Source organism: Achromobacter sp. 1011791174, from assembly GCF_059760925.1.
On the sequence record NZ_JCBANH010000053.1, the window covers coordinates 22633 to 41177 of the forward strand.

Below are 18545 nucleotides of genomic sequence, written 5' to 3' on the forward strand. Positions count from 1 at the left end.
CCCACAGGACCGTTCACCGTGATTGACATCGCCTCCATCCAGACCGCCCGCGAGAACCTGCGCGGCCAGGTGCTCAAGACCCCGTTCACGCTGTCGCGCACGCTGTCCGACATCTTCGGGGCCGAGATCTGGCTGAAATTCGAGAACCTGCAGTTCACCGCCAGCTTCAAGGAGCGCGGCGCGCTCAACCGCATGCTGACGCTGTCCGAGGCCGAGCGCGCCAAGGGCGTGATCGCCGTGTCCGCCGGCAACCACGCGCAGGGCGTGGCCTACCATGCGCAGCGCATGGGCGTGCCGGCGGTGATCGTCATGCCGCGCTTCACGCCCACCGTAAAGGTCGCCAACACGCGCCGCTTCGGCGCCGAGGTGGTGCTGGCCGGCGACACCTTCGACGATGCCAAGGCGCGCGGCTACGAGCTGGCGCAGGAGCGCGGGCTGATCATGATCCACCCCTACGACGACGAGGCCGTCATCGCGGGGCAGGGCACGGTGGGCCTGGAGATGCTGGAAGACCAGCCGCAGCTGGACACGCTGGTCGTGGCCATCGGCGGCGGCGGCCTGATATCGGGCATCGCCACCGCGGCCAAGGCGCTCAAGCCCGGCATCGAGATCGTGGGCGTGCAGACCGAGCGCTTCCCGTCCATGTACGCCGCGCTCAAGGGCGTGACCATGTCGCAGGGGCCGTACACCATCGCCGAAGGCATCGCCGTGAAATCGCCCGGCGATATCACGCGCGAGGTTGCCGGCCGGCTGGTCGACCGCATCGAGCTGGTCAGCGAGAGCGATATCGAGCACGCCATCGTGGTGCTGCTGGAGATCGAGAAGTCCGTGGTCGAAGGCGCCGGCGCGGCCGGCCTGGCCGCGCTGCTGCGCGCCCAGGAAGAGGGCAGCGATCGCTACAGGGGCAAGCGCATCGGCCTGGTGCTCACCGGCGGCAACATCGACCCGCTGATGCTGGGCGAGCTGATCGAGCGCGGCATGGTGCGCGCCGGCCGGCTGGCGCGCATCCGCGTCGACCTGCGCGACCTGCCGGGCGCGCTGGCGCATGCCACCAAGCTCATCGCCGACGCCCAGGCCAATATCACCGAGGTCCACCACCAGCGCGCCTTCACCTCGCTGCCGGTGCGCAACGTGGAAGTGGACTTCGTGCTGCAGACCCGGGGCCACGATCACATCCAGGAAGTGATCGAGGTGCTCAACAACGCAGGCTTCGCCGCCAGCAACCACGACCACTGAGGCCGGCCGAGCGGCCTTACTTGTACGTCAGGGTCACGGTCGCCAGGCCATTGGCCTGGCCCGCCGTCACCGTGCCGGTGGTCTGGATGTAGCGCGCGGTGAAGGACACGACATAGCCCGCCGGCTGCGACGGCCCCACGTCGACGGCCTGGCCGAACACGACCGGGTTGTTGAGCGCATTGCGCACCTGTATGCCCACGCCACCCGCGATCGGACCCGGCCCGGCGGTGGCCAGGCGCAATGTTCCGGGCTGGCCCGACGGGTCGGCGGTCGCGTCCATGGTCATCATGACCGTGTTGCCCTGCCCCGCCGGCAGCGAATTGCAGTTGAGACGGATCGAGAAAGCGCTGGGCGCCGTGGTGGAGCCCACGCCTCCGAACGCATTGCGGTAGACCGATCCGAGCGGCACGGTGATGTTCTGCGAGCCGGCATCGACGCTGCAGGTGGGGGTGAGGATGCTGCCGCCGGCCACCACGACGCGGAAGTACTGATCGAAAGGGTTGCCGGAGACATTGACCCGGCCGTATTCCCCTGGCGTCAGCTGGCCGTTGCCGACGATGGGGGCGGTCTTCACCAGTTCGAACTGAATCTGGCTCCAGCCTATATACACGGCGACTGCGGCGGAGTAGAAGACGCTGGTGGCGCTCGGCCAGATATTCGCGTTGCTGCCCAGCGTGCTGATTCGAAACCCGATGCCCTGGATGTTGGTGCTGTAGACTCTGTTCAGTCCCGCCACGGCCGTTCCCTGGTTGACATCCAGGGCGATGTAGAAACCGCCGTAGCCGTTGGCCGCGCATTGGCCGATCCAGATCAGACCGCCGGTGTTGGGGATTGTGACGGTCTGGCTTCCCACGGTGGCGCCGATGGCGGCGGCCTGGGCGACCCGCACCAGGCCGGGATTGATGACGATGTCGCCGAGATTCATGCGCGGCGAGTAGGAGCAGACGGCCCAGGCCTGCCCGGCGCAGAGCAGGCTCGCCGCGATCAACAGACCGCGCAGCAAGAGCGTGTGTAGCCATTTCATTCGAAAACTCCGTTTTCAGCCACGAGAACCTGGCCAGAGCAGGGCGACGTGGGCGCGGCCGCAAGGCGCAAGCATTCCGGCATGCAGGGATGGACGCGCGGCATCATGAGCAGCTGCCTTCGTACTGGCGGATCGGCGAGGGTTTTTCCTCGCGGGGCAGCGCGTACTTGACCTCGCATTGCGCGGCCGCGTCCTGGCCCCAGATCACCTTCAGCGTGCCGGCCTCGGGCGCGCCGCTCACATAGGCCTGGCCCTCCGGGCCGACGATGCCGACTTCCTGGCCCGCTTCGTTCTCGATGCGCGAGCCGAAGGGCAGCGCTCGTCCGTCACGCCCCTTGAGCGTCAGCATCAGGCGGTAGCCCACGGACGTCTCGAACGGCGCCAGCACCACCGCACCGCGCGTGGGCACCACGTCGCGGGCCGCGTATTTCACATCCACCGAGTCGTCCAGGTCCTGGGTGACCAGCGCCAACCGGTTGCTGCGGTATGGGGTGACGTTCGGAACCACCGCATTGCCCGCGCTGTCCGTGCTGACGCCGGCCTGGGACTCGACGCCCACGCCCGAGGCCTTGGGCGCGCGCACCAGCGCGATGGTTTCTCCCAACGGCTGGGACAGGGTCACGCCGTCGCCGTGGGCGACGATGCCCCCGGCCAACCCCAGGTTGGTCTGGCCGTAGCCCGAGCCCTGGCTGCGGCCCAGCGTCACATTGCCGTAGCGGCCCTTGTAATTGAGGTTGGCGCTGCCGCTGCTGCTGTCCTGGTTCGACTGGTTCGCGGTGATGCCGTAGGTCAGGCGGTAGTCGTCCATCGCGCTGCCGAACAGGCTGGCCTGCTGGGCCACGCGGCCGTTGCTGTCGTGCGAGGCCGAGTACATGGCCGTCGCGCCGGTCTTGCCCAGCGGGATCGACAGCGTCAGCATGACCTGCCGGTTCGATGGGCCGTATTGGTTCGAATACTGGTTGTAGAACAGGTTGTAGTTGACCTGGCCATAGCTGCCGGAATAGCCGAGCTGGACGAGCTTGTCCGTGTGCGAGCTGTTCCAATAGCTTTGCTGGCGCGCCGACACGTACACGGATCCCCAGTTTCCCAGCGGCTGCGAGACGTCGAGGCGGATCTCGTTGCGACGATTGGCGAAGGGCAGGCCGTATTCCTGCGCATAGCGCATCTGCACCGATTCAGGGAACGTGCGATAGCCGCTGGTCGAATAGCGGTAGCCGGCCATGCGGAAGTTGGTGCCGGTCTGTTCCAGCGATTTGGCGTACAGGAAGCGCAGCGACTGGCCGGACAGCGTGCCGCCCTGGTCCTGCTGCGTGCGGGCCTGGGTCAGGTCCAGCGACACCGCGCCCAGGCTGCGCATGTTCTTGCCCGCGCCCGCCAGCAGCGATTGGTAATTCTGCGCCAGCGTCGTGCCGCCATAGAGCGTGAAATCCATCGGCATGCCGCGGGCCGCCGTGGCCTGCAGGAAGTAGGGCCGGCGGATGTCGCCCTGGTTGTAGACGTAGCCGTTGCGATACTGCCCGACCGTGGCGCTGTAGCGCCAGGCGCCGTCGCGCAGCAGCGTGGGCACGGCGGCATAGGCCTGCACGAAATGCGTCTCGCGGCCATCGGCCTCGGTGACGGTCACGTCCAGGTCGCCGCCGGCCGAGGTGGGATACAGGTCGTCCAGCGCGAAGGGGCCGGGCGGCACATAGGTGCTGTAGATGATGTAGCCGTTCTGGCGCACGGTGACGCGCGCATTGGTCTGGGCCACGCCGCGTATGGTCGGCGCATAGCCGTTCAGGCTGTCGGGCAGCATGGAATCGTCCGAGGCGATCTGCACGCCCCGGAACTGCACGCTGTCGAACAGCTCGCCCGGCGTGCTGCCGTCGCCCAGCAGCAATTGGCCCCGGATCGAGCGCAGATCGCGCTGCGCATAGGTCTGCACCGCCTGCCAGCGGCCCTGGCCATACTGGTCGCGGTTGTAGGTCGAGTAGTTGCGGAAGCGCCAATCGCCAAGATTGAAGCCGCCGCGCAGGCCGGCGAACACGGCGTTGTTCCTGGCGGCCCTGTCCGGCTGCGGACCATAGGGGCCGTTGATGGTCGGGCCCGGACCGGCGCTCGGACGCGTGCCGTCGTACTGCGTCAGGTTGAATTGGTAATCCAGCATGGCGGCATTGATGCCCCGGTCCCATTTGGATGGGTCGATCGCGCCGCGCGCCGTGCGCTTGAGCGCCGCCTGCGGAATGCTCAGCGACAGTTGCTGGCGGCCCGCGTCATACGTATACGAGGCATCGGGCAGGCTGGTCGCCAGATCCACGCAGGTTTCCGGCGGCAGCGTCGCCAGGCCGCCGATGGCGGCCGCGTTCACGCCCCACGATTCCAGCATGCTCCGGGTCAGGCAGGGTTGCGCGTCGCGCTTGCCCGGCGCTTCCTCGAAGCGCAGCTGGGACTGGCCCAGCGCATTGCCGTCGCGCACCACGTCGACCATGTATGAGCCGGGCAGCACCTGGTTGCCGAACTTGAATACGGACAGGTCCGCGTTGGGCTGATCGCCGCCGATGCCCAGGAAGCCTTCGTTGAAGATGCTGGCCGCCGGCTGCGCGGTCCTGCCAGCCTGCGGCGCCAGCGCCAGGGCGAGCGCCAGCAAGGCGTAGTTGCGAATCGGCGCGGAGCATGGAGCGGAAGTCACGGCGTACCCTCGATGTATCAGGGTTTCCCCGCGCTGTCGGGCACGGGTTCAGGCTTGAGCGGCACGGGCTCGCTGGCCGCGGGCACGTTCACCATTTCCACGGGGGTTTCTCCGCCGTAGTCGTTGATCGTGGTGTAGGTCACCGTGATCGCCTGGGGCGTCTTGATCGCCTTCAGCGGATAGCTCTGCTCCGCCATGGGCGGCAGCATTTCCGTGCGGATCTCCTGCTGATTCTTGTTGATTCGGAAGCCCGTGAACGTCACGTGATAAGGCGTGGGATTGACCACTTTCAACACGGCGCCCTGGCCATTGGCGCCGGCCGCCACGGCCCACTTCAGGCTGTTGCGCGCCAGCGAGGCGTCGCCGCCGCGCAGCGCCGCCGGACGGTAGTACAGCTTGATGCGCGTGCGCACGGCGATCTGCAGCACGTTCTCGCCCTCGGCCTTTTCGGGGATTTCCTTGACGTTGAGCCAGAAGACCGATTCGCGGTCGGCCGGCAGGTCGCTGGACGACACGCGCATGATGCGCAGCAGGTTCTCCATGCCTGGATCCAGCCGCGACAGGGGCGGCGTGAGCAGGAAGGGGGTCTGGTTCTTGCCTTCGCCGGCGTCCAGCCAGGCCTGCACCACGTAGGGCGCCTTGCCCTCGTTTTTCATCGAGATCGACGCTTCCCGGTCTTTTTCGTTCAGGATCACGCGGGTACCGCCCAGCAGGACCGCGGCATGCGCGGGCGCGGCTATCGCGGCGCACAGGCTGGCAACCGTCAGGGCGCGGGTGACGGCTCGCGTGGTGGTGATGAAGGACATTGCGGTTCTCTGAAGCACGATAAGTCCGGGGCGCCAGCGCGGCGCCGGCGAACATGCACGAATGGGCAGCGCGCAGGATCGTCGCCTGCGGCTCCGTCCGCGCGAGGGAGGGAGCCGCAGGGAAGAGCCAGGCTCAAGCGCGGCTTAGGGATAGGCGACCGTGAATTGCGCGACCGCGTTACCCGTGCCGACCGTGACCGCGGCAGCTGTGGAGATATACGAGGCCTGGAAGCGCAGCGAGTTGTTGCCCGCCACCAGCGGATAGGCGGCCGACGACGCACCCAGGTTGATCGGCGTGCCCGCCGAGTCAGCGATTTCGATGGAGACGCCGGTGGCGAAGGTGCCGGTCACTTCACCTACACCGACGCGCAGCTTGTTGCCGCTGGCGTCGGCCGTGCCCGTGAACGACACGGTGGCATTGGCGCCAGTGGCGGGGCTGCAATTCATCAGATCGATGGTGAACTTGGCGGGCGTCGAGCGCTTGCCCACGCCGCCGTCCAGCGAGGACTTGGCCACGGTGCCCAGCGGCACGGTCAGGTTCGCGCTATTGGGCGAAACCGAGCACGGCGTGTCGATGATCTTGCCAACGAAGTTCACATTGCCGTCGGCGGCGAGGGCGGCCTGGGCGGATGCGGCCAGCGCGACGAGCACGGCGGCCTTGGTGAGGGAGAGGGATTTCATCTGCGTTTCCTGAGAGTGCGTGGACTGAAGGATTTGCCAAATGGCAGCCAAGTCTAGGCAGCGGAAACGCGTTGAAAATCATCGCTTGACGATTGTTCGGAATTCAACCGACGACGCCGGGCAGCGATGCGCGCTTTTTTGAAATGATTCAACGGAAACCCGCGGATAGTTTCCGTTTGATACGCTTTCGTGGAGATTGGGCGTTGCGCGGACGCAAAGGCCGATTTCCCTTTGTCCTAGTCACAGGACTTGCGCCTGCGATGCGCCTCGCGGCACGCGGCGCATCAACGCCATTCAGACTTGCGTGGCCTCGGCGCTGGCAGCGTCGCGCGCGACCAGGGATTTCAGGCGGTACAGGCGCTCGCGGTGCAGCGTCACGGCAAGCGCCTCGGGTTCGCGGCCCAGGGCCACGTAGTCCGCGGGTATCCGCGCCACGGCGGCGCGCATGCGCCCGGCATCTTCCTGCCACCATTGGGCCAGCATGCGGTCGGGGTTGTAGACGTCCAGTCCCTGGCGGCGCAGTTCCGAGCGGTTGAAGTCCTTCAGGTTCCAGGTCATCACCTGCACCACGGGCACTTGCTGCAGGCCGCAGCGCGCGCGCCTGGCCAGCCCGGCCGCGATCACGTGGAAGTCCTTGGGGTCGCTGTAGCGCAGCGAGGCTTCGTAGGCCTGGGCGTCACGCTCCAGGGCCTGCGGAAAGCGCGCGTTCATGTCCGTCCATTGCTCCGCCATGACTTCCGGCGGGATTTCCCAGATGCGCGAGGCGTTGCGTCGCCATTCCTCGCCGATGCGTTCGGTCCAGACAGGCTGGTAGACGCCGGCCTCGGCCAGCCGAAGGACCAGTCGACGGACGATGCCGGACATGAGGACGCAGGCGTCCAGGACGATGAACGGGGGGAAGGGCGGGGTCAAGATGGCGGGATGCCCTGCCCGGCGGCAGGGGCTCGGGCAAGGGGAAATCAAGGGAAGGCGCAAGAATACTGCCTTTTCGATGGCGACGCCTGGGGCGGCGGCCCGCCCTGGGCCAGCGCTATCGATGGCGCTATCGATGGCGCTATCGATGGCGCGACATCGGCCGCGCCGCCGACGCGTCGGGATTCAGGAAAACGACGATGCCCGGCCGTCGCCGCCGCTGCTATGCTGCGCCCATTTCCGGCGTCGCCGGGATGCAGGCCGTCTGTAGCTTGACTTGCGCACAGCGCGAAGGGGGAGACATGCAACGGAAGCTCGGCAGGACAATTCGCGGTTGGGCGTTCGCGGCCTGGGCGCTGCTGGCGGCCGGGCCGGCGGCCGCGCAGGCGGACGCGGCGTTCGCCAAGGCGATCGCCGATTATCCAGACCTGGAGTTCGCGTCGACCTATGCCGATCCCGGCCAGGCCGGGTCGAAAGGCAACAGCCTGTACAAGCCGCAGGGCGCGGGCCCCTTTCCCGCCGTGGTGCTGGCGCATACCTGTGGCGGACTGCAGCCGCATATGGGCGAGCGGGCCCGGGAGCTGGTGGCGGCGGGCTTTGTCGTGCTGCTGCTGGATTCCTACGGCCCCAGGCGGCACACGGCGTTCTGCCAGCCGCGCGGGGTGCGCACGCCACGGGTGTACAAGGATGCTTTCGACGGCATGCGGCATCTGGCCTCGCTCAAGGAGGTCGATCCGGCGCGCATCTATCTGGTCGGCATGTCGCTGGGCAGTTTCGCCGCCAGCGTCGCGGCCAGTCCGCAAATCGCCAAGGCGGTCGGCAGCGAGCGCCGCTTCCGGGCGTCGGTCGGGTGGTACGGCAGCTGCGCCTATGTGCCCAAGAACGCGCCCACGCTGCAACTGCTCCGCCCCGATACGGACCGCCCCGTATTGCTGTTGCTGGCCAGGGACGACAAGGAAACGCCCATCGCACCCTGCTTTCCCCTGCTGGACGACATGAAGGCGCAGGGGCGGCCGGTGTCCTGGCATGTCTATGAACAGACGACCCACGGCTGGGACAAGTCCAACCCGGAGCGCGGCTACGTGTTCAACCAGGATGCCACTGTCGATGCGATGGCCAGGACGGTGGAGTTCCTGCGTCGTAACTGAGAAACGGCGGCGGTCGCGCCGTGCCGGCGGGAGGTGGTGCCCGAGACCGGAATCGAACCGGTACGGCCTTGCGGCCGAGGGATTTTCGTACCACTTCGGCTTTCGCCGCCGGCGCGTCACGCGCCGTTCGTGGTCTGGAGCACGCCTTCGCCATAGCCTTGCGGCCTTAGGCGCCCGCCGTCTGCTCTCTACACCTTCCCGCCCCTTGCGGGCCGGGCTTGGCTCGGTGTCAGCGCGGAACGGGTCCAGGGCCTTCGCCGAGTTTGACGGGCTACACCTTCGGGGTTTCCCCCGGAGGGCTCAAATTGTCTTAAGTCCCTTGTGTCTACCAATTTCACCACTCGGGCGCGGCCGGCCTGACTGCGCCGGCGGCGGGACGCGTCCGCGAGGGGGCGTCCAGAGGGCGTGACTATACCATCACCGCCGGGAGGGTCATGCCGCCCGCGCGGGCGACTCAGGAGAGGTAGCGGACGGCCGGCCGGGCCCGTTCGTCCACCGTCAGACTGAAGATGTCGGGCCGGGCATAGTGCCCGGATACATCGAAGTCGTAGCGCGCTCGGACCAGCTCGGCGGTGTCGATGCGGGCAGTCAGCAGGCCCGTCTGGCCATGCAGCGGGCCGGCCAGCACGTCGCCCAGCGGGCCGATGATGACCGAGCCGCCGTTGATCAGCGGACGCTGGCTGTCCCAGCCCGGCACGTCCAGGCCCAGCTCGGCGGGCGAGGGCTGCACCTGGCAGGCGCTGATCACGAAGCAGCGGCCTTCGTGGGCGATATGGCGCATCGAGCATTGCCAGATGTCGCGCTCGTCCACGGTGGGCGCGCACCAGATCTGCACGCCTTTCGCATACATGGCGGCGCGCAGCAGCGGCATGTGGTTTTCCCAGCAGATGGCGCCGCCGACGCGGCCGGCCGGCGTGTCGACCACCGGCAGGGTGGAGCCATCGCCCTGGCCCCAGATCAGGCGCTCGGTGCCCGTGGGCATCAGCTTGCGGTGCTTGGCGACCAGGCCGGCCGAGGGATCGAAGTACAGCGCAGTGCAATACAGCGTGCTGCCGCCGCGCTCGATCACGCCCACCACCAGGCTGGCGCCGGTGCGCCGCGACAGGCCCGCCAGCGCCTCGGTTTCCGGTCCCGGCACGTCGATGGCGTTGTCGTGATAGCGCGCATAGGCCTCGCGGCCTTCGGGCAGGCGGTAGCCCAGCCGGGTGCCGAAGATCTCGCCCTTGGGATAGCCGCCCAGCAGCGCCTCGGGCATGACCACCAGCGTGGCGCCGGCGGCGGCGATCTCGGATTCGAATGCGAGCACGTGTTCCAGCGTGCGGGTTTTGCCTTCGGGGGACGAGCCGATTTGCAGGGCGGCGACGGTGCTGATGGTCATGGCGATTCCTGGAATGGGGTGGATGTGTTCGTCAGTCTCCCGCCCTGCCTAAAATCAATCAATCCTGTCTGAAGATAATTGATATGAAGAAAACTGATATCGCATCGACGGCCCCGCGCGTGGCGGCTGGGGATCCGACGGACTGGAATCTGCCCGATCTGAATCTGCTCAAGGTGTTCGAGGCGATCTACGACGAAGGCGGCGCGGGCCGCGCCGCCTTGCGGCTGGGCGTGACGCAGTCCGCGGTCAGCGCGGCGCTGGCACGGTTGCGCGCGCTCTATGGCGATCCGCTGTTCACGCGCACCGGACGCGGGCTGGCCCCGAGCCTGCGGGCGCGCGAACTGCGGCCCGTGATCGGCGAGGCGCTGGACAAGTGCCGCCAGAGCCTGGCGCTGGCGCGGCCGGGCCGCGCGGGCGTGGCGGGCCGCTCGGTCACGCTGGGACTGTCGGATGACTTCGAGATCGCGCTGGGACGGGACATCATGGACCGGCTGGCCGTCGAGGCGCCGGGCCTGCGCGTGATCTTCCGCCAGGCGCACAGCCGGATGGCGGCGGACATGCTGATGGCGCGCGAGGCCGATCTGGTGATCGCGTCCGGAGGACTTAGCGCGGCCGCCCTGCAGAAGGCGCTGGTCGGTCATGGCGGCTACGCCTGTCTGCTGGATCCCGCCAGCCTGCGGCGTGGCCAGAAAGCGCTGTCGGTCGAGGAGTTCGTGCGCCGGGAACATGTGCTGGTGTCGTCGGGCGGCTTCATCGGCGTGGTGGACGAGGTGCTGCACGGCATGGGCCTGAAGCGTCGCGTGCAGGCCTCGACCTCGCATTTTTCCGCGCTGGCCTTCCTGTTGCGCGGCGGCGCGGCGCTGGCCACGCTGCCCGAGCATGCCGCGCGCGGCCTGGCGCGGGCGGCAGGCTTGGCGCTGCTGCCGTGTCCCGTCGCCATGCCGGGCTATGCCATCGAGCTGGGTTGGCGCGCCGATGCCTTGCGCGATCCGGCCGCGTCTGCGTTGCGGCGATGTCTGCAGCCGCTGCTGGAGCAGTATCTCTGGCGCACCCTGTCCGTTTGAACGCGGCTGCGCGCCGGTCGCTTCCGTCAAGAAAACCGCGAGCGCTTCGAGCCGTCGTTGCCGATCGTGGACGTGCGCTGCGGAGGGTCAAGCAAAGATGAACACTCGCATTGAAGCATGCGTGGAATTCCGTTCGGTGGAACTTCCGTGCGCGCTTTTTGAACATCCGAATTGAAGATTGAACAATTGTCAAAGTTCAATCTTTGACCCTGCCCGCGCTCCTACACTGCGCCCCACGTCGGACAAGTTCCATGAGTTGTCTTGTCTATGTAAGGTCTTGAGGGCCGCGCCAGCACAAATGTTCCGCGGCCGTATCAAGTGGGCGCCTCGATGGCGTTTTATTCGTAGTGTCGGATCATGAGTCCACAAAGCGTGAAAGTCCTGGTCGCGGATGATCATCCCGCGGTCTGTGCCGGCGTGCGGCATGCGTTAATCCAATCCCCCAACATCAACGTCAGCTGTGCGCCGCGCAGCGCGGGTGGCATGCAGCAGGCGCTCGAAGCCGCGGCCTATGACGTACTCGTATGCGAGTACGCGATGCTGGGCGGCTTGAGCGCCGGCTCAGCGCCTTGTCTGGAGGTGATCAGGCAGCGTTATCCGGGCCTGCGCATCGTCATCCTCACGCGGCTGGAGAACGCTGGCGTCGTGCACATGCTGTTGAGCCGGGGCGTGCATTGCATCGTCAGCAAGGTCGACGAGCTTAGCCATCTGCTGCCGGCGATCCTGCGCGCGCGCGGCGACGGGCGCTATCTGTCGCCGCGCATCGAGGCGCTGGCGCAGGCCGCGGGTTATGGCCGGGCGGGCCTGCTGGCGTTGACCTTGCGCGAGATGGAAGTGGTCCGGCTGTTTCTGGCTGGCCTGACGGTCAACGAGATCGCGCAGCGGCTGGACCGCAGCAAGAAGACCATCAGCACGCAGAAGGGCACCGCCATGCTCAAGCTGGGCGTGCAGAGCGATATCGAGCTGTTGCGTTACGGCATAGAGACGGGTCTGGCCGACGCCTAGGGCGCTGCCTTGCAGATGCGGCCGCACGAACTCCGCGCCTAGCCGCGGGCCCGCGCCGGGGCACGGGTGGTCCGCGCTGCGCCCGAGATCAGCAGGTCGCGATGGCGGCCAGCGTGGCGGGCGGGCGTTGCCGGGTCCGCTGCGTGGCGGCATAGATTTCAAACGCTTCCAGCGTCATGGCCTTGCCGTGCAGATAGCCCTGGGTGATCTGTCCACCCAGGCCGGTCACGAGCTTCAGGTCGTCTTCGGACTCGATGCCTTCGATCACGACCGCGATGCCCAGCCCGCGCGCCATGCCTATCGTGCTGGACAGGATGCGCCGCGCGTGCGGATGGTGGCGCGCCTGGCTGATCATGTGGCGATCGATCTTCAGTTCGTTGAACGGCACCCACAGCAGGCGGTCCAGCGATGAGCTGCCCGTGCCGAAGTCATCGATCGCGCAATTGAAGCCGCGCAGGCGCAATTGGGTCACCGCGCCGGTCAGGGCGGGGATGGCCGAGGCGTCGCCGTCCTCGATGATTTCGATCACCAGGCGGCTGGGCGTGGCGCCAGCCAGCCTCGCCTGCTGGGCCAGCTGTTGTGCCCAGTCGACGGAGCTGGCGATGCCGGTGGGAATGTTGATGCTGATGCTCAGGTCGCGTATCCAGGCCAGCCGGATCTGGGCGGCGAGCGCCTGCTCGATCATGTGGTCGGTCAACGGTCGCATCAGGCCTGCGCCTTCGAACGCCGGCAGGAAGACGGCCGGCTCCAGCAGCGTGCCGTCGTCGTTGCGCCAGCGCGCCAGTATCTCGGCGCCGCGCAGGCGGCCGCTGTCGACATGGTGCTGTGGCTGCAGGTGGCCTTCGATGCGGCCGGTGGCCAGCGCCAGCAGCAGGTCGTCGCGCGACAGCCTTGAAACAGCCGCTTGCGGTTTGCTGACGAGCGCGGCGTCGCGCTGCATGCGCAGCTCGCCTTGCAGCGTCGCGGCCACGGCGCGCACGCGGCCGGACTTCAGCGGCTTTTCCAGCGTGGCCAGGACGCTGATGCCGCGCGATTGCGCGTAGGCCGCCGCGGCCTGGACCAGGCGGGCGGGATGCCCGCTGGTCAGGATGATGCCGCCGGCGCCGCCGTGCCGCGCCAATGCGTCGATCAATTGCAGGCCGGTCATGTCGGGCAGGTCGAGGTCGAGCACCACGATGTCCCAGCGCTGCTGGCGGATCTCGTCCAGCGCGATCCTGCCGTTGCGCGCGGCGATGACGTCCGCGCCAGTGGCCTTGCGCAGCACGCTTGCCAGGCCCACGCGGTGCGTGTCGTATTCATCGACGACGAGGATGGTCTCGATCATGGTTTGCTTGCGCGGTGGCCGCCTTATGAGTCGAGAGCATTCTTCCATCGCGCGTCGCGCGCTTGAATCAGCCTGGTCCTACATGCTTGCAAGATGGATCGGCATGCGCCGTGCGCGCCTATGGCGAGGTGGAAAGGAAAGTTCCTTGCTTTGACTATTGTTCGAATTTCAACCCCTTTCGGTCAGTAGTATTTCGACATGTACGCGGTGTCCACAAGTTTCAAATATCACTGCTCACGGGGCGGCAGACCCCGACGCGGTGTTGGAGCGACAAGGGCCGTGGCGGAGCATTCCGCCCGCAAGCGACTCGCGGGTCGCGGCGCGCGTTCCACGAAAGCGGGATCCGTGAGGTCCGAGATTTGCAGGAAGGTATATGCATTGGAATCGCCATGCCGTTCAGGAATCCCTTGATGTGCGCATGCACACCGGGACACACGCTTCCTATCTGCCCGAGGATCGCGAGGAAGCCCACATCGGGCATAAACCAGAGGATGCTGGCGGAGCCAGAACGGCCGGCTCATCACTGTATGTCGCGCTCGTCGGACATGAGCGGCAGCAGGCGGACCAACTGGCGCGCCTGTTGACACAGCAAGGCTTCCAGGTCGGCGTATTCGATGCCTGGCCGGAGCGAGTCAGCCCGGGTGGCGTGGATCTGATCGTGCTGGACCTGGGGGACGCCATGGCCGGCGATGGCGTGGACCTGATCGCGCGCATCCGTTCTCAGGTCAGGAACATGCCTCCCATCCTGGCCCTGACGGCGGCGGTGGCGGAATCCGAGTTGGCGGACCTGTACGACGCGGGCGCCGACGATGTCATGTTCAAGCCCTTGCGCATCGCCGTGTTCGCGGCGCGCGTGCAGGCGCTGGCGCGGCGTGTCTATCCAAGCCAGGAGCTGCAGACGGACGTGCTGAAGGTAGGCGCCTATGTCATCGACGTGGCCGCGCGCCGGCTCCATCTCAATGCGCAGCCCGTCAAGCTGTCGAGTCGCGAGTTCGACCTGGCCTTGTATCTGTTCCGCAACGTCGGCCGTCTGGTCAGTCGCTCGACGCTGGAGAAGGCGATCTGGGGCAGGGAGCTGGGCGTCGATTCCAAGACGGTGGACACGCACATCTACCGCCTGCGGGTCAAGCTCAGATTGCAACCGGAAAACGGCCTGCAACTGGCCAGCGTGTATGCGCAGGGTTTTCGCCTGATCCAGGTGGTGACGCTGTCTTGAGCAAGCCGCGGCCCGTCCTGGATCGGGCCGTGCGAGATCGGATGAATCCAACCATGATGCGTGCCACTGCCGAAATATTCGTCATCTTCGAGGAGCCTGATGCCAGGACGCGCCAGGCATTCCTGCTCAACAGCCTGGGCCTGCCGTTCCAGGATGTCGACGTCGGCCCCGCGCCGCTGGCCGGCGAGTGGCGCCTGGGGCGCGGGATCACGCACCTGATCCTGCCCGTGGGACTGAATTTCCTGCTTCTGCTGCGTCAGGTGCGCAGCAGCTTTCCGGACGCGACCGTACTGGCGGTCGGCGAGTTCTCCGCCATTGATCGGCGCATCCACGCCTATATGGCGGGTGCCGACAATTGCCTGTCCGCGCAGGCCGGCCCGGAAGAACTGGCCGCGGTCCTGCAGGCGATCCGGCGCAAGGGTGGCGCGGATGCCCGACGTGTCGACATGGCCCAGGCGGTCGCCGTGGCGCGGGCCGACGAGGACGGCGGCAGGCAGGGCGTCTGGGTGCTTTCGGACGGCGGCTGGATGCTGGCGGCCGCCGATGGCACGCGCATAGACCTGCGCAAGTCGGAGCGCACGCTGCTGCAATGGTTCGCGCACCATGAGGGGATGGAGGCGCGGCGCAACGACACGATATCGGCCGCCGATGGCTCCAGCATCACCGGGCGCTCGATCGACGTGGTGATCAGCCGCCTGAAGCGCCGGGCCGAAATGCTGGGCGTCACATTGCCGATCAGGAGCGTGCGAGGCCGTGGCTATGTGTTCGTCGGCCACCTGAGCGTGGGCAGGAACGAACACAGCCTGGCGGAAGGGCTGGCGTTGGGGCCCTGACGGCTGCCGGGCCGGGAGTCAGAAGTCGTTCAGATCCTGCTGCGCGCGGCGCTGCAGCCATTGCGAGAACGCGTCCAGGACCGGATCGTCGCCGCGCGAGCGCAGCATGCAGAAATAGTAGCCGCCGTGAGAGGGCACCGGGTGCGGGAAGGGCAAGGCCACGCGCTGCGTCTTCAGGTCCGCGTCCAGCAGGCAGCGCGGCACGATGCCGACGCCGAAATTGTCGGCCACCGCGTCGATGATGCCTGCGACCGTGCTGAAGCCGGAATCCACCGAGAAGGATTGCACGCCGCTCTGCGTCTCCAGCCAGATGCGCCAGTCGTCCGGTTGCTCCAGGTGATAAAGCAGCGGATGGCGCAAAAGGTCTTCTGGCTTGAGGATCTGGGGCGCGAGATCGGGATGGCAGATCGGCACGATGTGTTGCCCCGCCAGGTACGTGGCCATGACATGACGCGGCCAGGGATTGCCCTTGGGCGGCCGAGGCACGATCCAGCAATCCGTTTGGGTATCGAGGAAATCGTCGTCGGGCGCGTAGGGCTGCAATACGACACGCACATTCGGAATCTGCTGGTTGAACTCCGGCAGCTTGGGGATCAGCCAGCGCGTGGCCAGCGTCGATACGGATCGCACCGTGAGCCGGCTGCGCGGCGAGGCCTGCGTATCGATCTCCATCATCGCGTCGCTGAGCACGCGCAGCGACGGCTCGACCCGATCGAACAGCTGGCGTCCGGCTTCGGTCAGCGTGACGCCGCGGCCACCGCGCAGGAACAGTATGACGCCCAGCCGTGACTCCAGGCGCCTGATGCTGCGGCTGACGCCGCCCTGTGTCATCTCCAGGCCGTCCGCGGCCGCGGTGATGCATCCGGAGCGCGCGACGGACACGAAGGCGTGCAATTCTGGCATGGGGGGAAGCTGCAGGCGCATGGCGTATTGCGTATGTCGGACGACGTCAGGCATGCGCCCTGTGCGTGCAGGCAATGCGCCTGCAGGAATCTGGACGGACGCCTGCGCGCCGGGCACGCGGCGGTTAAGGGCCTGGTCAGTGTAGGCGGGCAATTCGCGTTGAAATTCAAATTCTATCGGCCATGAGAATGGCCGGGCCTGCCCGCGCGTGCGGACCCTTGCTTCAGTCTTGTTCGAAGTCGGTGGCCGCGCATTCCAGCAGCCAGCTGCGGAATGCATCGATCAGCGGATCGCCGTCGCGCGTTTTCGGCGTGCACAGGAAGTAGCCACGGCGGCTCGAGATCGACATGCCGGCGGGGACCGCGACGCGGCCTGCCTGCTCATCCATCTGCACCAGGCAGCGCGGCGACAGCACGACGCCGAAGTTGTTGGCCACCGCGTCAATGGCGGCGGCCATGATGTTGAACTCGGAATCCAGCATCTTGGGAGCGGGCTGTCCGTAGGCCTCGCACCATTGCTGCCACATCTCCGGCGCTTCCACGTGATACAGCAGTGGCTGGCGCAGCAGATCCGCGGGCGAATGGATGCCGGGCAGGACCGAAGGATGGCAGACGGGCACGATCTCGCGGCCGATGATGTAGGTGCTGCGCAGATGCCGGGGCCATTGACCGGTGGCCGATTTGCGCCAGTAGAGCCAGCAGTCGACGTCCTTTTCGAGAAAGTCGTCGTCCAGCACGTTGGGCTGGATGATCACGCGCACGCCTGGCATGCGCGCATGGAATTGGGGCAGGCGCGGCACCAGCCAGCGCATCGACAGCGTGGAGACGGTGCGCAGGCGCAGCACGCCGCGCGGCGATGCATGGGCCTGGACGCTGGCGACCGCGTCCGCCAGCGTGCGCATCGCGGGCTCGATCTGTTCGTACAACCGTTGCCCTGTCGGTGTCAGCGAAACGCCACGGCCGTTGCGCAGGAACAAGGGCATGCCGAGGCGGCTTTCAAGGCGCTGCACACAACGGCTGACGCCGCCTTGCGTAACGCACAGGGTCTGTGCCGCGGCGGAGAAGCTGCCCACCTGCGCGACGGCGAGAAAGGCATGGAGTTCGGGCATGGAAGGGAGCAGCAATCGCATGGAAAAAGCCCGAAAGGTATTCCGTTAGGTCATAGGTTGGAGCTGCATTGTCGATTGTTACGCGCTGAGACTCTGCTTAGATTAGTAACCGTTGCGTAATTCAGATATTGAAAACGCACGCATCTGCTTCGAATGCCTTGCATCGTCACTTTATGTCGTTTTGTTTCGAAGTGGGTGATCGAGGGTCCGAGGCGGTTTCAGGAGGGGCGTCGGGCTTGTTCCGGGCCCTGGATGTTGGGGGTGTCGAAGCGGCGGCTGAATATTTTTCAATTTATATCAATTAACGCAGCTTTAGGCAGTACAGGGTTTATCCCGAATTGTGGATTAGGCGCACGGGCCGGTTGGTCATGCGGCGCATTGAGGTGAATCATGAAGATCGCAGTGTTGGGTGGCAAGCGCGAACAGGCTGAAGTGACGGCCATCTTGTTGAACGCGATTGGGCACGAGTGCTCCGTCCACGGACAGGGCAGCGTGTTCCTGCAGTCCGGGCAGGCGCAGGACTACGACTTTTTTGTCGTGGATGCGGGCCTGTCGACGGGGGGCATGGATCCGCTGCTGGTGGGCAAGGTCCGCGCGGCGGCGGGGCGCGCCCAGCCCATCCTGCTGCTGGCGGAGGCGGCGGATCTGGAAAACTGCGTGACCTCCTCGTTGGAAGACGGCGCGGACGATTGCATGAGCAAGCCGGTGCGCGCCGGCGAGCTGGCGGCCCGGGTAGGCGCGCTGCTGCGCCGGGCGTATCCCGATCAGGCGTTGCCGGCCGATCTGATCCGGGTCGGCGACTATGAAATCGATCCCGTGGGCCGGACCGCCATGTTGCGCGGCCAGCCGGTGAAGCTGTCGCGCCGCGAATTCGATCTGGGCCTGTACCTGTTCCGGCATATCGGACGCCTGGTGCCGCGCATCGTGCTGGAAAAAGCAATCTGGGGCCGCTCGCTGGAATTCGATTCCAAGACGCTGGACACGCATGTCTACCGCTTGCGGGTGAAGCTGCAGTTGCAGCCTGAAAACGGGCTCCAGCTGAGCAGCGTCTACGCGCAGGGATTCCGCCTGATGCCCGTGATGGCGCTCGCCGCCAGCCAGAAAGCCTATGCCTAGCGTGTCGCCCATGTATCCGAGGGGCGCGACGTGGTGAGTCTTAGCGAACTGACCGTGCTCGATCTGTTGATCCGGATCTGCGCCGAGGCCGAGGCGCATTCCGACGGCGCGAGCGCGCCCGGT

Annotated in this window: 16 protein-coding genes; 7 read left to right on the top strand and 9 right to left on the bottom strand. The window is 66.7% G+C overall.

From position 1 onward, the window contains the following. Positions 1 to 18 precede the first annotated feature (18 nt). Entirely contained in the window at positions 19 to 1236 is a 1218-nt protein-coding gene (locus AC6LJ5_RS18345; RefSeq protein ID WP_498141232.1) for a threonine ammonia-lyase, read from the top strand. 16 nt (positions 1237 to 1252) lie between these two features. Here the strand turns inward: AC6LJ5_RS18345 and AC6LJ5_RS18350 are convergent, their stop codons facing one another. The 5 genes from AC6LJ5_RS18350 to AC6LJ5_RS18370 form a co-directional block, all read right to left on the bottom strand. Beyond that, the gene (locus AC6LJ5_RS18350; protein WP_498141233.1) at positions 1253 to 2260 is read right to left on the bottom strand and encodes a fimbrial protein; all 1008 of its coding nucleotides are present in this window, start codon (positions 2258 to 2260) and stop codon (positions 1253 to 1255) included. A 103-nt stretch (positions 2261 to 2363) separates the two neighbouring features. Next, positions 2364 to 4928, bottom strand: a complete 2565-nt coding sequence (locus tag AC6LJ5_RS18355) for a fimbria/pilus outer membrane usher protein (RefSeq protein ID WP_498141234.1) — start codon at positions 4926 to 4928, stop codon at positions 2364 to 2366. A 17-nt stretch (positions 4929 to 4945) separates the two neighbouring features. Next, on the bottom strand, positions 4946 to 5734 hold the full coding sequence (locus AC6LJ5_RS18360) for a fimbrial biogenesis chaperone (RefSeq protein ID WP_498141235.1): 789 nt from the start codon (positions 5732 to 5734) through the stop codon (positions 4946 to 4948). Positions 5735 to 5878: 144 nt separating this feature from the next. After that, a complete protein-coding gene (locus AC6LJ5_RS18365) occupies positions 5879 to 6415 on the bottom strand; it encodes a fimbrial protein (protein WP_498141236.1) in 537 nt (178 codons plus the stop codon). A 294-nt stretch (positions 6416 to 6709) separates the two neighbouring features. After that, on the bottom strand, positions 6710 to 7279 hold the full coding sequence (locus tag AC6LJ5_RS18370) for a PIN domain-containing protein (protein ID WP_498141242.1): 570 nt from the start codon (positions 7277 to 7279) through the stop codon (positions 6710 to 6712). Positions 7280 to 7629: 350 nt separating this feature from the next. Here AC6LJ5_RS18370 and AC6LJ5_RS18375 point away from each other — a divergent pair, with 350 nt between their 5' ends. Next, entirely contained in the window at positions 7630 to 8475 is an 846-nt protein-coding gene (locus AC6LJ5_RS18375) for a dienelactone hydrolase family protein (protein WP_498141237.1), read from the top strand. A gap of 454 nt (positions 8476 to 8929) precedes the next feature. Here the strand turns inward: AC6LJ5_RS18375 and AC6LJ5_RS18380 are convergent, their stop codons facing one another. Next, on the bottom strand, positions 8930 to 9853 hold the full coding sequence (locus AC6LJ5_RS18380) for a carbon-nitrogen hydrolase family protein (RefSeq protein WP_498141238.1): 924 nt from the start codon (positions 9851 to 9853) through the stop codon (positions 8930 to 8932). 83 nt (positions 9854 to 9936) lie between these two features. Between AC6LJ5_RS18380 and AC6LJ5_RS18385 the strand changes: the two genes are divergently transcribed. After that, on the top strand, positions 9937 to 10917 hold the full coding sequence (locus AC6LJ5_RS18385) for a LysR substrate-binding domain-containing protein (protein WP_392411906.1): 981 nt from the start codon (positions 9937 to 9939) through the stop codon (positions 10915 to 10917). 372 nt (positions 10918 to 11289) lie between these two features. Continuing rightward, positions 11290 to 11922, top strand: coding sequence for a LuxR C-terminal-related transcriptional regulator (locus tag AC6LJ5_RS18390; protein ID WP_498141239.1), 633 nt, complete (start codon positions 11290 to 11292; stop codon positions 11920 to 11922). A gap of 88 nt (positions 11923 to 12010) precedes the next feature. On the opposite strand, the gene AC6LJ5_RS18395 is transcribed toward AC6LJ5_RS18390, so the two are convergent. Next, positions 12011 to 13246 (bottom strand): EAL domain-containing response regulator, encoded by a 1236-nt coding sequence (locus AC6LJ5_RS18395; protein WP_498141240.1) that lies wholly within the window; start codon positions 13244 to 13246, stop codon positions 12011 to 12013. 418 nt (positions 13247 to 13664) lie between these two features. Here AC6LJ5_RS18395 and AC6LJ5_RS18400 point away from each other — a divergent pair, with 418 nt between their 5' ends. Together AC6LJ5_RS18400 and AC6LJ5_RS18405 are read left to right on the top strand one after the other, a co-directional pair. Continuing rightward, entirely contained in the window at positions 13665 to 14462 is a 798-nt protein-coding gene (locus AC6LJ5_RS18400; protein ID WP_498141241.1) for a response regulator transcription factor, read from the top strand. A 53-nt stretch (positions 14463 to 14515) separates the two neighbouring features. After that, the gene (locus tag AC6LJ5_RS18405; protein ID WP_103272949.1) at positions 14516 to 15295 is read left to right on the top strand and encodes a response regulator transcription factor; all 780 of its coding nucleotides are present in this window, start codon (positions 14516 to 14518) and stop codon (positions 15293 to 15295) included. 18 nt (positions 15296 to 15313) lie between these two features. Here AC6LJ5_RS18405 and AC6LJ5_RS18410 read toward each other — a convergent pair whose 3' ends face one another. Both AC6LJ5_RS18410 and AC6LJ5_RS18415 read right to left on the bottom strand, forming a co-directional pair. Further along, a complete protein-coding gene (locus AC6LJ5_RS18410; protein WP_158658353.1) occupies positions 15314 to 16198 on the bottom strand; it encodes a LysR substrate-binding domain-containing protein in 885 nt (294 codons plus the stop codon). A gap of 223 nt (positions 16199 to 16421) precedes the next feature. Continuing rightward, positions 16422 to 17327 carry a LysR substrate-binding domain-containing protein gene (locus tag AC6LJ5_RS18415; protein ID WP_103272951.1) on the bottom strand — a complete coding sequence of 302 codons (906 nt, stop codon included), beginning with the start codon at positions 17325 to 17327 and terminating at the stop codon, positions 16422 to 16424. Between the two features lie 369 nt (positions 17328 to 17696). On the opposite strand from AC6LJ5_RS18415, the gene AC6LJ5_RS18420 reads away from it, so the two are divergent. Further along, positions 17697 to 18422 (top strand): response regulator transcription factor, encoded by a 726-nt coding sequence (locus tag AC6LJ5_RS18420; protein WP_103272952.1) that lies wholly within the window; start codon positions 17697 to 17699, stop codon positions 18420 to 18422. The last annotated feature ends 123 nt before the right edge of the window (positions 18423 to 18545 follow it).

Coding starts and splice junctions, on each gene's coding strand:
- AC6LJ5_RS18350 (WP_498141233.1), bottom strand. CDS start 2,260: ATGAAATGGCTACACACGCTCTTGCTGCGCGGTCTGTTGATCGCGGCG.
- AC6LJ5_RS18360 (WP_498141235.1), bottom strand. CDS start 5,734: ATGTCCTTCATCACCACCACGCGAGCCGTCACCCGCGCCCTGACGGTT.
- AC6LJ5_RS18365 (WP_498141236.1), bottom strand. CDS start 6,415: ATGAAATCCCTCTCCCTCACCAAGGCCGCCGTGCTCGTCGCGCTGGCC.
- AC6LJ5_RS18370 (WP_498141242.1), bottom strand. CDS start 7,279: ATGTCCGGCATCGTCCGTCGACTGGTCCTTCGGCTGGCCGAGGCCGGC.
- AC6LJ5_RS18375 (WP_498141237.1), top strand. CDS start 7,630: ATGCAACGGAAGCTCGGCAGGACAATTCGCGGTTGGGCGTTCGCGGCC.
- AC6LJ5_RS18380 (WP_498141238.1), bottom strand. CDS start 9,853: ATGACCATCAGCACCGTCGCCGCCCTGCAAATCGGCTCGTCCCCCGAA.
- AC6LJ5_RS18385 (WP_392411906.1), top strand. CDS start 9,937: ATGAAGAAAACTGATATCGCATCGACGGCCCCGCGCGTGGCGGCTGGG.
- AC6LJ5_RS18395 (WP_498141240.1), bottom strand. CDS start 13,246: ATGATCGAGACCATCCTCGTCGTCGATGAATACGACACGCACCGCGTG.
- AC6LJ5_RS18400 (WP_498141241.1), top strand. CDS start 13,665: ATGCACACCGGGACACACGCTTCCTATCTGCCCGAGGATCGCGAGGAA.
- AC6LJ5_RS18405 (WP_103272949.1), top strand. CDS start 14,516: ATGATGCGTGCCACTGCCGAAATATTCGTCATCTTCGAGGAGCCTGAT.
- AC6LJ5_RS18410 (WP_158658353.1), bottom strand. CDS start 16,198: ATGCCAGAATTGCACGCCTTCGTGTCCGTCGCGCGCTCCGGATGCATC.
- AC6LJ5_RS18415 (WP_103272951.1), bottom strand. CDS start 17,327: ATGCGATTGCTGCTCCCTTCCATGCCCGAACTCCATGCCTTTCTCGCC.
- AC6LJ5_RS18420 (WP_103272952.1), top strand. CDS start 17,697: ATGAAGATCGCAGTGTTGGGTGGCAAGCGCGAACAGGCTGAAGTGACG.